The following is a 13,972-nucleotide window of genomic DNA, read 5'->3' as shown; positions in this document are numbered from 1 at the left end:
ACATCCTCCTTTCTAATCATACATATATCGATAATCAAAAACGTTCTTTTCTTTAATTAACTCCTCATTTGTTTGAAATTCGTCCCAAGCCGTTAAAACGACGACATGGTCAACTTTTGAAAGTAAAGATTTTAAACTATTAGCATACTGAATCGGTAAATGGTAAGCCTCTTTAAATGATTTAGTTGCCATCGGATCATAGGCAATAATATGATTAAAGCCCTGGTTTATTAATGAAGAGATAATTGTTTGGGCAGGGGTATCCCTAACATCATCCGATTGAGGTTTAAATGCTAATCCTAAGATCCCGATATTATCTTCTTTTTCTACTCTCTGATTAATCTCCTCAACAACAAAGTTCTTCATTTTTTCATTTACATTTAAGGTACTTTGGAGCAGGGTTGGCTTATACCCATTTTTCAAAGCTTCGCTCATAATGCTTTTGTATCTTTCGGAAGACAATACCCACCGAAGCCACACCCCGGAAAAACATAGGAGGTCATCTTGGCAGGTGTCCCTGACCACCTTTTATCAAGATGTAACACATGAAAAGCTTCTTTTAAATTGATGTTGCCTATTGACCTAGCAATTAACGACTGTTCATTTGAAAAACTAATTAACGTTGCCAGTAAAGTATTAGACAGATATTTAATAAATTCTGCTGTATTCAACGACACTTTATATAGGGGAGCATTAAATGGGTGATAGATCTTTTCAAGTAGGTCCCCGCTTTGCTTATCCTCACAACCTATCACAATGCGATCGGGGTTCATAAAGTCCTCCCATGCATACCCTTCTCGCAAAAACTCCGGATTATTAGTTAATCCAATATCTTCCCCTATTTTAAATCCCATACTTTCCAAGTAAGGCCACACCGTTTCTCTTGTTGAGGATGGAGGAACTGTTGATTTTATAACTATTACTTTAAACTGTGGCTTCCGCTTTATACATTCAGCTACATTCTTTACTGCGTCCAAAATAAATGTAAGATCAGCGGTACCATCATCGGACTTACTTGGAGTACCTACGCATAGGAATATAACTTTACTTTCATCGATTGCTTCCTGCAAATGATTAACTACTACAAATTTTTCATTTAAATGTTGATTTAATTTTTGATCCAACATCGGTTCATAGAATGGCAGTTTTCCTTTACTAAAGTTTTTTGTCTTTTTATCATCAATATCGTATCCATACACTTTGTAGCCTTTTTCACTAAATCCTAGCGCTGTCGCGAGACCAACAAAGCCTAAGCCAATTACTGTAATCAATGAATGTTTCCTCCTTCCTTTAAAAACGTCAAAAATCTCTCTACTCCTTTGTTAACTAATATGGTAGGTGAATAGTCTAATAATGTTCTGGCCTTTGTAATATCAGGACATCTTCTTGACGGATTATCGGTTAAATAGTTTTTCTCATCTGATTGCATAAATACAATGGCTGGAGTATATCCAAAAATGGTGGAAGCCGCCTTTTGATAAAGTTCAGCTAATGCTTTAATCGATATTTCTGGTTGATCAATACCAATATTAAAATAATCAAACGGTTCATATAGTAATGCTTTAAGGTAACCCGTAACAGCATCAGTTACATAACAAAAAGTACGTGTTGGTTTACCGTCCGAATGAATGATGAGATCGCCCTTATTAAGAATGGCTTGAGCAAAATCAGCTGGTACGCGTTTATCATTAAGCCTCATGCCAGGTCCATAATTATTAAACGGTCTGACGATTGATATAGGCATTTGATAATTTTCAGCATACAAATAACATAATGTTTCACCAAACCGTTTTGCCTCATCATAACAAGCTCTTGGACCAATCATTGCCACATTTCCTCGATACTCCTCAGATGTAGGAATGAATTGAGACAGGGGATCGCCATAAACTTCACTACTAGAAAAGAATAGAAACCCTTTTATGTTTTTATCTTTATAGAAGTGCAGCAATTCTCTCAATCCCTGTACATTAGCATCAACGGTTTCAAGTGGGAATTTTCGATAATAGGTTGGTGAAGCAATAGAGGCCATGTGAATAATAAAATCAACATCATTAAATTTTTCCATATTAAACGTTGAGAATTGGGTGATGTCAAAGTGAGCTATTTCGATCTTTTGATTATATTGGGCTAACTCTAAGATCCACTTCGGTTTTCCTAATTTAAAATTATCGATTCCGATTACTTTGCGAATGCCAAGTTGGTCTGAAAATTGAGCTAAAAAGGACATAAAATAAAAGCCAAGAAATCCTGCACAGCCTGTTACCAAGACCGTAGAATTTTTCAGCTTTTCTTTTTCAAGTGATCCAAGCTTGTTATACATATAATCAAGGTCTTCGTGAAACACCGATTTTAAGTTTTGTTTACCCATTTCAAGTCACCTCACTTGTTCTTATAGTGGTTAAGAATTCACATTCCTGAGTTCATCTGTAATTGTTTGTTCAATTCCTTTTTCTAAACTTATTTGACTCTGCCACCCTAGTTTTTGAAGGGGAGCTATGTTAGCTGCAGACTCCATGATTTCATTATTGCGGTGTGGAAGCCCTCCAAAATTCAGCCTTGTTTTAGACTTTGATTTTTGGTGAACGAGTTCTACAAAGTCTCTCACCGATACTCCAGTTCCAGTTCCGATTTCATATTCTTTAAATCCACTAGGTTGATCCAACGTTTTTTCTAATAGAAAAGAATAAGCAGAAACTACATCATCAACATGAATAAAATCCCTCTTTTGATCCCCTGGAGTTAGTAACAATGTAGGTACATTCTTTAAACAACTTTGAATAATATGAGTCGAGAATTTATTTTCACTGTCCATTGATCCGTATATATGTTCTAAACGAAGATTAAGAAACGCGACCTTCTTAGCTAACCCAAAATGTTTTCCCCACTCCAGAAACTGTTTTTTAGTTAAAGCATACCCGGCCAAATGTTGGTAACCCTCATTACTCTTATTAATAAAAGAATCCGTATTGATAAATAGTTTTGTCTGATGATCAGCAGCTGCTTCTAAAAGTTTTAATGGAAAAGTAATGTTTGCTTCAACTAAATTTGATGATTTTTCTTGATTGCGGTCATATTTTGTAGCTGTATGGATGATAACTTCTATTGGACCTACCTCTTTAAATAGTTGCTCTATTGAATTTTGATCAATATCAAAGACCATTACTTTTCCTATCACATCTCTTATTCTCCAAGTGTTTGAAAAACTTCTTTTAAGAATGATAACTTCATGGCCATCACTAACTAAAGCTCTTGTTAAATGACTACCTAAAAAACCAGTCGCCCCAGTCACTGCTATTTTCATATTGCCCTCCGATAATTATAGAACTCAGTCTTTATCTAACAAATCGACATTACTCCAAGGAGCTTTACCAGAGGCCCAGACCTCTTCTAAATATTTCTTATCTCGTAACGTATCCATTGGATGCCAAAAACCATTATGTTTATAGGCCATTAACTGTCCGTCTCGAGCTAAATTTTCCAACGGATCTTTTTCAAAAATCGTCTGATCTCCATTTTTTATATAGTTAAAGACTTCTGGCTGTAATACGAAGAAGCCAGCATTAATCCAGCCACCATCTCCTTGAATTTTCTCTTGAAACTTATCAACCCTTTGATCATTTGTTAAGGATAAAACGCCAAACCTACCTTGGGGTTGCGTTGTCGTTACAGTAGCTAACTTTCCATGACCTTTGTGAAACTCAACTAGTTTTTGAATGCTTACATTCCCAACACCATCCCCATAGGTAAGCATAAAGGGCTCTCCCCCAACGTATTTTTCAACTTTTTTTACCCGTCCACCTGTAAGTGTATTTAAACCGGTTTCTACTAAAGTTACCTTCCACGGTTCCGTGAAATTTTTGTGGACCGTCAGCTTATTTTTTTCTTTAAAGTCAAAGGTGACATCAGAATTGTATAGATAGTAGTTCGAAAAATACTCTTTTATAATCTGACTTTTGTAACCTAAACAAATGATAAAGTCATTAAATCCGTAATTAGAATAATGTTGCATAATGTGTAATAAAATCGGCCTATCACCTATCTCAATCATTGGCTTTGGCTTTAAATGAGTTTCTTCACTTATTCTTGTACCAAAGCCTCCAGCAAGAATGACAACTTTCATACGATTCCCTCCTTACCAAACAGTATATGATTATCTACTGATTATGCTTAGACTTCAGCCGTGGAACTGAAATTTGATTACCCCTATAAACTATATATCGATTTATATAATCGTTCTCCACTTCATAAATGCCATCAAAGGACTTTAAGAAAATGAGTAAGTTACTCGGTGAAATGTTAGTTTGGTTAATTTTTATTTTGGAAATTAAAGAGGAAGGTAATATGGTTGAAAGCTTATCGTCTAGATCAAAATCTTTATAATATAAAGACGGTATCCAAAGGTGCAGTCTATCATTGCTACTTAAATGTTGAATTGAGTTTACTAGTGTTTTCTCCCACTTTGAAGAACTGTGAGTCCAGTCAGCGACCAACAACAGTTGGCGACCTTTTTTTCTTCCTTGTTTTTTTGCAGTGGGGGGAATTGGATTGTAATCTTTTAAACTTGCTGGAAAATAATGAAGTTCTCTAGAAAAGGGTATCTTCTTTAATACTTTCTTTAAGGGCTTCTTTTTCGAATACCCCCATTTGTTATACATTTTTCGTTTATTGGCACGATATGCTCTCTTTTTAACTTTAGATTGCTGTTTATAAGTGACTGAACATAGATGATGTACAAAAGATTTCCTTACAATGGCAATTTTATATCCGGCCACAATAGTTCTTGCACACCAATCATCATCATCAAATTGACCTAATCCGAACCATATATCGTTCCCGCCAATGAGATCGATAACTTCCCTCTTAAACACCATACATGCACCTATGACCCGATGAGTGACTGTTATCCCTTCTCTTTCTTTCATAAAGTCAGCTGCAAAAGCATTCATTTCTTTTATTGAATCGAACCGCTTATTTACATTTTGTTTACCGCTGCTTTGCGATAAGTAGGGAGCAACTAAACCAATTCTATTGTTGTTTTCTAAAACTTCGGCTAAAGGATTAAACCAATTAGGTGGAAAAATGAGATCATTGTTTAAGATAGAAATGACTTTTCCTTTACAGTTGGATAAGCCCTCATTTATTCCGGGTGTATAACCCATGTTTTGTTGTAAACAAATATTCTTTACCTTCATACACTCACTACCATACTTTGCTTTTAATCGTTCAATCCCATGTGGAGTCTCATCTGTTGAGCCATTATCAACAACGATAATTTCTACTCCTTTATTTAAATGCTTTCCGTCTAATGAATGAATTAATGTCTTCAATGCCTCTTCCGTCATCTCCCAATTGTTGTAACATAACATGACGAAACTATAGTAAGGTTTCATGCCATCACCTCTGTAAAAAAGTCTGATTTTAACACTGATCTATTTAAAAACAGAAGAAAAAACAGACTCAAAAGAACAGATTTCACCTTTTGAGTCTATAATTATTAAGGTGCATAGTCCTTTATACACTGTTTATAGATCGTAATTATTTGTTCACAAACTATTAAACTATTAAAGTGTTCTTCTACTAACCTTCTACTTTTTTGTCCAATCCAATTTCTACTATCCCCTAAATCTAATACATCCGCGAGTGATTTAGCTAATAGCAATGCAGTACATCTTTTCAACGAACTATGAGGATGATCACCGAGGTTACTGGCCAACGCAGCTTCAAAATTATTAGTTCTAACTAAGCCTAAATATCCAGACCGTCCTACTGCAATCACGGGACGTTCACATGCCATCGCTTCCCATCCTGAACGACCAGTTCCTACGACAACTGTACTGCTAGAATGGAGCTCTGGCATATTAAAACATCTACCTATAACATGAATGAATGGCCTTTTTTCTCTTTTATTTATCTTTTTCGCTCTTTTTTTAATTTCCTTCAATTTGGAACCATGTCCAGCAATGATAAGATCAAAATTCTTCAATTGACACTCTCCCCGAAGGGTCTGACAAGCTTCAATCACTTTGAGGGCAATTCTTCCTTTTGAACCCGATAGTCTTGCAGGATAGAGAATGACTGGTGTACTTCGGGGAATACCTAGTTTTGTTCGTAAATCTAATTTAGGTTGGTAGTAAAAATCATCTAGGCGAATTCCATTTGGAATAAGAAAAGATGGAGTATTAACTTTATTTAGGTATGATTGTACTCCTTTGCTTACACTTATAAACGTAGTATTTGGATTTGATAAAAAGTAAGAAATTTGCTGTTCACTATAGTAAGTCCCATGAATCGTTGCAACTAAAGGGATATGATACTTTTGTGAAATAATACTGGCATATCTAGCTGCTTGTGGTTGGTGAACATGCATCACCGTAATCTTTTCTTTTTTTAAAATATCTAAGAGCTGTTTTTCAACAATAGGTTCAGGCTCCTTATAGTTAACATAATAAGTTGGAAATCCTGCTTGAGCGAAAACTTTTGAGTAAGGTCCCTTTCTCCCAACAACTGCAACTTTTATACCTTTACTTGAAAGGTCTTTCATTAGGCTATATACATGGGTTTTTGATCCACTTATATTCATAAAATCTACTAACATTAAAACTCGTGTTTCCTCTTGTTCGAACACTACCCCCACCTCAAAATCTATAATCTTTATCTTTAAATCTATCTTTTCGTTCGTTATTAATTAATTCACAAATTGTATGGTAACTGCTTTGGTCTTCTAACTTCTTAAACCCTTTGTATCCTGGAAAAGGATTAGCTTCAATAAACCAAATCTTTCCATTATTGTCGATGGCAATATCAATTCCCCATTTATTATGATCCTCAAATGTTTCGCTTAATTTTTGTGCAATTCTTATCGCATAACCATCTATCATTGCTAAAAAATCTTTTGTCAATGTATCAGCATTAATATTTGCTTTTTTTATAGCTTCCTCTACTTCCACCACTTGTGCCTTATGTCTTAAGTTTGTTAATAGACGTCCTGGTTTTGCTATTTTTGCATACTTACCTGTTACGAACCAATCGCATTCTTTTTTACGTTGGACCATAACTCTAATATCAAACGGTCTGTCATCAGTTTGAGCTAAGTTAATATATGATTGGATAATAAATTCTTTTTTGAGAGTTACTTTGTTTGTAAACCCTATTAACTGATCTATATTTTGAAAATCGAATTTATTTTTAGAACTTTCTACTTCATAGTAATCTCCCAAATTAGTAATTTTACGAATTCCTTTACCTCTTGCACCAAAGGAAGGCTTAATAAAAACTACTGGATATCTTTCCAAAAACTCTTTAATGGTTTCTTCCGTTAACTTTTTCGTTTCTGGCAATAGATGCTCCAAATCTTCTTCCTCAGATAATAACTGATAACAAATAAATTTACTTGCGTGCCAAATTTCCATAACCATTCCCCTCTCAGCTGTCGGAAATTATGATTACTAAAGTTAGTATTTCCTTTTATTTTATGAGGGCTATCACAAATGGTGTTTAACTATGGAAGTTTGTCATCACTGATTATTTATCAAAGTAAACTCTATTTTCCGCGTTTAAATTCTTTAATTCTTTGATAATACGATTGATCATCTAACTTGCTGAAATGTGACATCATTGGATCTAAATTAGCTTCAATAATCCAAACATGACCATTCGGATCTACCCCCATATCAAATCCAAAGATCCGTTGATTAGGATAAGATCTTGCTAACTTCTTTGCTGCTTTTAGTGTAATATCTTCAAGTGATCCCATGATCTCTTGAGATGAAATTGAATCGATGTTAGACCTTTCAACGGCATCTTCAACATACAATATATCACCGCCACTTCTAGCTATATTTGTTACCACATAGCCTTTTCCAGCTACTTTTACGACCATTGCTGTGACTTCCCAAGGGTCCTCATACGTTTTACGTTGAACGATGACTCTAAAATCAATAATGCGATCCTCAATTTGAGCAAGTTGAATTCTTTCTTGTATGAGGTATGCTTGGTCACCGACATGTTTTGAGACATATTGTAGCAACTTTTCTTTATTGAGTTTTTCTTTTGTATTTTCAAATTGAATTTCATACTTTCCTTTTTTTACAGTTGCTACCTTAATAACTCCTTTACCTCTACGACCGTTATTAGGCTTTACCATAACCTCACCGTATTTTTCTATCATGTCCAAAAGATCTTCTTCACTATAAATTCTTGTCTCAGGTAGATGCGGAGCTAAAGTACTTACTTTTTTTAAAAGTTTATACCTTCTCCATTTTTTTCTATTAAATTTCGGCAATTTAATTCCACCTTTCATTTGCATTTGTTTAATAAAGATTTGCGTTTTTAAACGAGAAATGTCTTTACCTAATAAAGGATTGAAATCTTTTTTTTACTTCATGCGGTTTTAAGGTCGGTCGTCCTAATTTCTCTTTTGAGCCTTTTGCAATTTTCATATAAAGGAATGTTAACCCTCTCGTTTTTTTCCAATGTTCCATTGCATTTTTCAATTCTTCTAGATTACTAATGTACATCGATTTTTCATACCCACAAGATGAGGCGATATCTACAAAGTTCATATTGTTAGAAACTGTACTCTGTCCTCCAGTCGAATCATGAGAGTTATTATCCAATAATATATGAAGCATATTCTCTGGTTGATAGTAACCGTTTGTTGCTAAACTTCCCATTCTCATTAATAATGAGCCATCCCCATCAATCACAACACAGTCTAGTTCTTTCTTAGCCAATGCCAAACCTAATCCAAGTGAACTGATGCAACCCATTGACCCAACCATGTATAAGTTATGATTAGCATCTTCAATTTCAAATAGTTCACGACCGGTTTTTCCAGTTGTCGCCAATTGAACTGTCTGTTTGTCCTTAAAAGTATTAATAGTAGATAAAACTTCATAACGCGAAGGTAACTCATCTTCTTTAGTTTTTTCGATTTTTTCTCTACCAATACTTTTCAAAGGTTCTTGCTTTTGAAGTAATTCTCTATGAAAAGTTCCTTTTTTAACCACAAAAAAGAAAGATTGATTGTTTCCGACCGACTCATTTGCTCGTTGTAACTGTTCATATGCCTTTTCCATATCATCGGAAAGAAACTCCCACTTAATTTGCATTAAATCTAATAAGTCTGTTGTAATTTTTCCTGTCAATTCATGCTGTGGTTCATCAAATATCCCTGGTTCCCCTCTAAGACTAACAAATCCTAGTAATGGAATTTGAAATGGTGCATTAAGTGATACTAGCGGTGATACGGCATTCATTAGGCCTGAGTTTTGCATCAGAACAACCGATTTCTTTCCTCCTAAATAACTGCCAGAAGCAATGGCAATTGCATCTCCTTCATTCGCTGCATGTATATAGTGACATTTATTAATGGCATAGTTTATTAAGCTCTTTAAGAATGAACAAGGTACGCCACTGTAGAAGTCGTATCCTAATGCTTTTAGCTTTTCACCAAAATGAGCTGTATTTAGCATGATAAATCACCTGTATCTTCATCCCCAGTTTGTTTTCCTTTTCTTTGTGGTAAATACTTTTTCTCAGCCTCTTTTAGTTCCGCTGCTCCTTGAAGCCTAAAAATTTCATCTACTCCTACAACTTGTGGTTCTACTGAAGTAAGTGCCTGATTTTTATAAATTTCTTCTGATATACTTTTCATCATTTTAATAGCTGCCCGTATATTGTGGTTTGCCCATATGGCTACACTCACTCCAAGCTCCCTAAATATATCAGTTGGCGTTTGATAATATTTCGTTGGGACAATAACGACTGGGTGCCTATCTCCCCACTCCTTCATAAATACTTCAATTTCATTACTATCTGCTCTTTTACTGTGTACAAGTATTGCATCTGCCCCTGCTTTCCTATAAGCTTCTGCTCTTTGCAGAACTTCTTTTAATCCATGCCCTGCAATAAATCCTTCTAACCTTGCAACAACATTAAAATCGTCATCCTTTTGAATGTCCTTCATTGCCTTAATCTTTCCACTGAATTCCTCAATATCAGCAAGCGGTTGTAAATTTCCATCAATAAAGGAATTCGTTTTAGGAAATAGCTTATCTTCTATACATACTCCAGCTATCTCACGTTGTTCTAATTTCTGAACTAAGCGTCTTGCATTATTAAAGTTCCCATACCCTGTGTCACCATCTAATAAGATCGGGATAGACGTGCCATCGCTCATAAATTCAAGTGTATCTAACACTTGTGTCCATGATGCTTCATTATTATCTCTTACTCCTAAACTGGCTGACATTGATAAACCACTGGCCCATATCCCATCGAAGCCAACCTCTTCCACAATTTTTGCAGATAGCCCGTTATGTGCCTCCATTAAAAATTCTAGATTCGGAGAGTTGATTAGTTGCTTTAACTTTGTCGTCTTTTTCATTCGACTACTCCTTTCCTGTGGGATATAACTACTGGTAACTATTACATATTAGCTATTTTATTAATTGGTCAACTTTTTGAAAGGTACAGGTGACTAGATGGAGCTAGAAAATTTAGTGAATGAGACCATTTCGGTGATATAAATTAGCAGTTAGCTTCCCATCTATAGAAACTTTCATAAAAAGGGCTAATGACCGTGCCCTTTATAACGAGACTACATATTTTAGTAAATAAAGAGAAAGGGAGTGAGCCTATTAGTAATCTAGCTATTAATCGACCATTAGTTGGAGTTTTTGTAACAAATAGAGCGGTAAGAAAGCTAAAAAAAGGGGATTATACTATACAAAGCTACGGAAGGATGGTTCAACTTTCTAAAGCGAGTAAAGTTGCTAACGTTACCCTTTATTTTTTTTCGGCACGAAATGTTTATTTTTTTTCAAAAACAGTTAAAGGGATGGTGTATGACACAGAAACGGAATCTTGGGAAGAAAAACTATTCCCCTTTCCGGACGTGCTTTATGATCGATTGGCTACACGAGATAAAAAAAGCCTTTCAGAAAAAGTAAGAAGAGTATTTAACAAACACAAAATAAAAAAGATCAATTCCATTTCTTATTTTAATAAAGCTGAAATAAATTCGAAGCTTTGCAAAAATGAGAACGTAAAACAATACCTACCCGAAACCATCCTATTTAAAAGTGAAAGAGACATTTTGAAATTTTTAAAACGCCATTCAAAGTTTTACTTAAAAGCCGTAAGAAGTGGGAGAGGGAGAAGCGTTTTGTGTGTAGAAAGTTTAGCCTCTGGAGGATATGAGTATCGGTATTTTAGAGACGATGTTTTACATGTAGGTAAAGCATATAACTTTACAGAGTTATATGACTTTATTCAATTTTTCTTTGAAAATCGAACGTTCATCATCCAAAAGGCCATTGACCTACTAAAAGTGAATAATCGTAATATTGATTTCCGATCCGAAATTCAAAGAAATGGAAATGGAGACTTAGTCATTATCGGAATATCTGCTAGGACTGGTGTCCCCGATTCACCTATAACCACACATTCTTCCGCATATACAATGGAAGAATTTTTTGAGAAAGTATTAAATTATAGTTCAGATGAAATTCAGAAAGTTAGAGAACGCTTCGAAAGTTTTTTATTTGCTATGTATCAAGCCATAGAGAAAGAATGCGGTCCATTTGGGGAAATAGGTATTGATTTTAGCCTAGACAATAATGGAGATATTTGGTTTATTGAGCCTAATGCAAAGTCTGCTAAAGTTTCATTGCTAAAAGCATACGATAAAGAAACATATTTTCAATCATTCTTAAATCCATTAGAATATGCAAAATTTATATACAGGAAAGAGTAAACCCCTAAAATATTTAGACCGCCCTAATAACAGGACGGTCTAAGTTTCTTTCATAAATACATATTAATTTTTGATCCAACTTTGGACTTTGAGTAGACTTTATACCATCATCCCCGCCGAAGGAGTTATTTTTGATTATCTATAATACTTTAGATCTTATTATTAGAAAACTTTAGAATAAGTTCAAGGTAATCACTTTCTTTTCCAATGTCGTAGCGTTCTCCAATTAATTTCTTGCCATTGCATTTCTTATATTTAATCATTTCCTTAATCGCGTCAGTTAGCTGTATTTCTCCTCCTAGCCCAGGTTCTATCTCTCTCAAGCACTCAAATATTTCAGGTTCTAAAATATACCGTCCGCATACAACTAAGTTAGATGGTGGATCAATTTTTGGTTTTTCTATAATATCTGTTATGTTGTATATTTTTTCCCCTATTTTTTTTCCTTTAACTACGCCATAACTATGGACAAGCTCTTGCTTTACTTTTTGTAGTCCTAGTACATTTCCTTGATGTCTATTATAGACATCAACCAGTTGCGCAAGTGCAGGACACTCATTACTAATAAAGATGTCATCTGGAAGCAGAACAGCAAAAGGCTCCTTTCCAACAAAGCGCTCACCTAGATGAATAGCAGCTCCTAAACCCTCAGCAAAAGGTTGTCTGACATATTGAATATGAACATTGGGGAGTTGTGTTTTCTTCAAAAGGTGTAATTTATTTTCTCTTTCTAAGAATGCCTCTAATTCAAGTGAATGGTCAAAGTAATCTATGATTAAACTTTTGTTACGGGAGACTACAATAAGTATCTCTTCTATTCCAGAAGCTGCAGCTTCTTCAACAACATAATGAATTGCAGGTCGCGAATTAATAGGAAACATTTCTTTTGGAATAACTTTTGTAATTGGGAGGCTTCTCGTTCCATATCCTGCCGCGGGTATGATTGCTTTTTTTATCATAGTGATTGCTTCCATCCTTTATAATATTTTTTACATTTTATTCCTTGATTACATTGAAAGGAAGTTGTCCTATGTGATTAAAAGCTACCTAGATGCCCAAAATCTACTCCCTTTACTCTATTCAAAACACATAAAAAATTGGGTGAAATCGAAATAGATCCTAAACCTTTTACTGTCACGTTCTGTCCTACGAGTAATAGGATATAACATCTATATACTCAAGGAGGAAACTAAAATGAAGCACTTCAATGCAACCTTTTCACAGGGGAACAAACAATGAACATTCTTGTAACTGGAGCAGCCGGCTTTATTGGCTCACATCTATGTGAGTACCTTTTACAAGACAAGCAACATAAAGTCATTGGGATTGATGGTTTTATTGATACGACCACAAAACCATATAAACAAAATAACTTGAAGGATTTACTTAAACAAAACCATTTCACATTCATTGAAGACGATTTATTACGAATAAATTGGGCAACGTTGTTAAAAGATGTTGATATTGTTTATCATCTTGCCGGAATGCCTGGGGTACGAACCAGCTGGGGAAATGATTTTGATCGCTACATTACCAATAACATTTTAGTAACCCAAAAGTTATTGGAAGCTTGCACTCATTTTCCAATAAAAAGATTTATCTACGTTTCGACATCTTCTGTTTATGGAGAAAAAAATGGAAAAGTTTCTGAAGATGCTAAACTAACGCCTCTCTCCCCTTATGGTGTATCAAAACTAACAGGAGAGCACTTATGTCACGTATATTATCAAAATGATAAACTCCCTATAACGATCCTTCGCTATTTCACAGTATATGGACCAAGACAACGTCCTGATATGGCATTTCATCGCTTTATTAAAAGTTTTATAGAACAAAAGCCTATTTCTATCTATGGAGATGGTACACAAACGAGGGACTTTACTTATGTGACCGATTGTGTAAAAGCAACAGCATCTGTTGTTTATACTAGTGAAGACGTGATTGGAGAGACGATCAACATCGGTGGTAAAGAACGTTCGTCTGTATTAGCAACAATTACCATTTTAGAGAGGTTATTTAATCGTCAAGCGATTTTATCATTTACTGGAGAGACACGCGGTGAACCCAAACATACATGGGCTGATATTTCAAAAGCTCAGAAATTACTCAATTATTATCCCCAAGTTACATTAGAGGAAGGATTGAAAAAAGAAGTTGATTATTTTAAAAAACTATATAGTAAAGAAGGCTGACTCCTATAGTGATTTATAGGGG

14 protein-coding genes are annotated in these 13,972 nt (G+C 34.9%); 2 read left to right on the top strand and 12 right to left on the bottom strand.

Annotation, left to right across the window (positions count from 1 at the left end; all coding sequences use genetic code 11):
* Positions 1–12 precede the first annotated feature (12 nt).
* From AC2VNP_RS16925 to aepX, 11 genes are all read right to left on the bottom strand, one after another.
* Positions 13–435: a UDP binding domain-containing protein gene (locus AC2VNP_RS16925; protein ID WP_486918465.1), complete on the bottom strand. Its 423-nt coding sequence runs from the start codon at positions 433–435 to the stop codon at positions 13–15.
* Positions 432–1,271, bottom strand: a complete 840-nt coding sequence (locus AC2VNP_RS16920) for a nucleotide sugar dehydrogenase (RefSeq protein ID WP_486918464.1) — start codon at positions 1,269–1,271, stop codon at positions 432–434. Before AC2VNP_RS16920 ends, AC2VNP_RS16925 begins: the two co-directional genes overlap by 4 nt.
* Positions 1,268–2,368 carry an NAD-dependent epimerase/dehydratase family protein gene (locus AC2VNP_RS16915; RefSeq protein WP_486918463.1) on the bottom strand — a complete coding sequence of 367 codons (1,101 nt, stop codon included), beginning with the start codon at positions 2,366–2,368 and terminating at the stop codon, positions 1,268–1,270. The genes AC2VNP_RS16920 and AC2VNP_RS16915 overlap by 4 nt, the downstream gene beginning before the upstream one ends.
* 30 nt (positions 2,369–2,398) lie before the next feature.
* Entirely contained in the window at positions 2,399–3,301 is a 903-nt protein-coding gene (locus AC2VNP_RS16910; protein ID WP_486918462.1) for an NAD-dependent epimerase/dehydratase family protein, read from the bottom strand.
* 24 nt (positions 3,302–3,325) lie between these two features.
* Positions 3,326–4,120: a glucose-1-phosphate cytidylyltransferase gene (gene rfbF / locus AC2VNP_RS16905; RefSeq protein ID WP_486918461.1), complete on the bottom strand. Its 795-nt coding sequence runs from the start codon at positions 4,118–4,120 to the stop codon at positions 3,326–3,328.
* Positions 4,121–4,154: 34 nt separating this feature from the next.
* Positions 4,155–5,390, bottom strand: coding sequence for a glycosyltransferase family 2 protein (locus AC2VNP_RS16900; protein ID WP_486918460.1), 1,236 nt, complete (start codon positions 5,388–5,390; stop codon positions 4,155–4,157).
* Positions 5,391–5,494: 104 nt separating this feature from the next.
* Positions 5,495–6,625, bottom strand: a complete 1,131-nt coding sequence (locus tag AC2VNP_RS16895; RefSeq protein ID WP_486918459.1) for a glycosyltransferase — start codon at positions 6,623–6,625, stop codon at positions 5,495–5,497.
* 10 nt (positions 6,626–6,635) lie between these two features.
* Positions 6,636–7,409 (bottom strand): YheC/YheD family protein, encoded by a 774-nt coding sequence (locus tag AC2VNP_RS16890; protein WP_486918458.1) that lies wholly within the window; start codon positions 7,407–7,409, stop codon positions 6,636–6,638.
* A gap of 131 nt (positions 7,410–7,540) precedes the next feature.
* Positions 7,541–8,281, bottom strand: coding sequence for a YheC/YheD family protein (locus AC2VNP_RS16885; protein WP_486918457.1), 741 nt, complete (start codon positions 8,279–8,281; stop codon positions 7,541–7,543).
* 64 nt (positions 8,282–8,345) lie between these two features.
* Complete coding sequence (gene aepY, locus AC2VNP_RS16880) at positions 8,346–9,473, bottom strand: phosphonopyruvate decarboxylase (RefSeq protein ID WP_486918456.1); 1,128 nt, start codon at positions 9,471–9,473, stop codon at positions 8,346–8,348.
* Positions 9,467–10,387: a phosphoenolpyruvate mutase gene (gene aepX / locus AC2VNP_RS16875; protein WP_486918455.1), complete on the bottom strand. Its 921-nt coding sequence runs from the start codon at positions 10,385–10,387 to the stop codon at positions 9,467–9,469. Before aepX ends, aepY begins: the two co-directional genes overlap by 7 nt.
* Positions 10,388–10,897: 510 nt before the next feature.
* On the opposite strand from aepX, the gene AC2VNP_RS16870 reads away from it, so the two are divergent.
* Positions 10,898–11,758: a YheC/YheD family protein gene (locus AC2VNP_RS16870; RefSeq protein WP_486918454.1), complete on the top strand. Its 861-nt coding sequence runs from the start codon at positions 10,898–10,900 to the stop codon at positions 11,756–11,758.
* 149 nt (positions 11,759–11,907) lie between these two features.
* On the opposite strand, the gene AC2VNP_RS16865 is transcribed toward AC2VNP_RS16870, so the two are convergent.
* The gene (locus AC2VNP_RS16865; RefSeq protein WP_486918453.1) at positions 11,908–12,717 is read right to left on the bottom strand and encodes a UTP--glucose-1-phosphate uridylyltransferase; all 810 of its coding nucleotides are present in this window, start codon (positions 12,715–12,717) and stop codon (positions 11,908–11,910) included.
* Between the two features lie 276 nt (positions 12,718–12,993).
* On the opposite strand from AC2VNP_RS16865, the gene AC2VNP_RS16860 reads away from it, so the two are divergent.
* Positions 12,994–13,950: an NAD-dependent epimerase/dehydratase family protein gene (locus AC2VNP_RS16860; protein WP_486918452.1), complete on the top strand. Its 957-nt coding sequence runs from the start codon at positions 12,994–12,996 to the stop codon at positions 13,948–13,950.
* The last annotated feature ends 22 nt before the right edge of the window (positions 13,951–13,972 follow it).

The organism is Alkalihalobacterium sp. TH-98 (genome assembly GCF_057473385.1).
Note: the sequence above shows the minus strand (reverse complement) of the source record. Positions and strands in the feature narration are given on the sequence as shown.

What these genes read in the sequence shown, in the direction of transcription:
- AC2VNP_RS16925 (WP_486918465.1), bottom strand. Translation starts at nt 435, where the DNA reads ATGAGCGAAGCTTTGAAAAATGGGTATAAGCCAACCCTGCTCCAAAGT.
- AC2VNP_RS16915 (WP_486918463.1), bottom strand. Translation starts at nt 2,368, where the DNA reads ATGGGTAAACAAAACTTAAAATCGGTGTTTCACGAAGACCTTGATTAT.
- AC2VNP_RS16910 (WP_486918462.1), bottom strand. Translation starts at nt 3,301, where the DNA reads ATGAAAATAGCAGTGACTGGGGCGACTGGTTTTTTAGGTAGTCATTTA.
- rfbF (WP_486918461.1), bottom strand. Translation starts at nt 4,120, where the DNA reads ATGAAAGTTGTCATTCTTGCTGGAGGCTTTGGTACAAGAATAAGTGAA.
- AC2VNP_RS16900 (WP_486918460.1), bottom strand. Translation starts at nt 5,390, where the DNA reads ATGAAACCTTACTATAGTTTCGTCATGTTATGTTACAACAATTGGGAG.
- AC2VNP_RS16890 (WP_486918458.1), bottom strand. Translation starts at nt 7,409, where the DNA reads ATGGAAATTTGGCACGCAAGTAAATTTATTTGTTATCAGTTATTATCT.
- aepY (WP_486918456.1), bottom strand. Translation starts at nt 9,473, where the DNA reads ATGCTAAATACAGCTCATTTTGGTGAAAAGCTAAAAGCATTAGGATAC.
- aepX (WP_486918455.1), bottom strand. Translation starts at nt 10,387, where the DNA reads ATGAAAAAGACGACAAAGTTAAAGCAACTAATCAACTCTCCGAATCTA.
- AC2VNP_RS16865 (WP_486918453.1), bottom strand. Translation starts at nt 12,717, where the DNA reads ATGATAAAAAAAGCAATCATACCCGCGGCAGGATATGGAACGAGAAGC.
- AC2VNP_RS16860 (WP_486918452.1), top strand. Translation starts at nt 12,994, where the DNA reads ATGAACATTCTTGTAACTGGAGCAGCCGGCTTTATTGGCTCACATCTA.